The organism is Mesorhizobium sp. M1A.F.Ca.IN.020.04.1.1, from assembly GCF_003997315.1.
GTDB lineage: Bacteria > Pseudomonadota > Alphaproteobacteria > Rhizobiales > Rhizobiaceae > Mesorhizobium.
In genome coordinates this window covers 1-585 of the sequence record NZ_RZSN01000421.1, presented here as the reverse complement: position 1 = coordinate 585, position 585 = coordinate 1, and the positions used below count along the sequence as shown (strand labels likewise).

Sequence of the window (585 nt, the reverse complement as noted above, 5' to 3'; positions counted from 1 at the left end):
ACGACATCGATCGCAAGCAGCTCGTCTCCATGGACCGCTTCAGCTTGCTCGCCGTGCTTGCAGCGCGCGAAGCCATGCGGCAGGCCGGACTTTCCTGCGACGAAGGGAATGCCCATCGCTTCGGCGCGACAGTGGGCGTTGGATTTACCGGTTCATACGCAACAGAACAAACTTACCGCTCACTGCTTTTGGGTAGCGCAATCCGTGCTGAACTCTTCACTGGAGTAAAGGTGATGCCCAGCGCCGCTTCCGTCCATCTTAGCTTGCGCCTCGGCTTGCGCGGGCCGGTGTTCGGGGTGACCTCCGCATGTGCCTCGGCCAACCATGCGATCGCCTCGGCGGTGGATCAGATCAAGCTGGGCCGGGCCGACGTAATGGTTTCCGGGGGCAGCGACGCACCCTTCGCATGGGGCGTGCTGAAAGCATGGGAAGCAATGCGCGTGCTTTCACCCGATACCTGCCGGCCCTTCTCCGCCGATAGGAAGGGCCTGGTGCTGGGCGAGGGTGCGGGCATGGCCGTGCTGGAAAGCTACGAGCATGCCACGAGGCGTGGTGCCACAATTCTTGCCGAGATCGCCGGCGTCG

The 585-nt window shown here is 63.1% G+C and carries 1 protein-coding gene; it reads left to right on the top strand.

Annotation, left to right across the window (positions count from 1 at the left end; translation table 11 throughout):
- Window positions 1-585, top strand: a 585-nt coding sequence (locus tag EOA49_RS32330; RefSeq protein WP_281058476.1) for a beta-ketoacyl synthase N-terminal-like domain-containing protein, incomplete at both ends; no start/stop codon positions are given.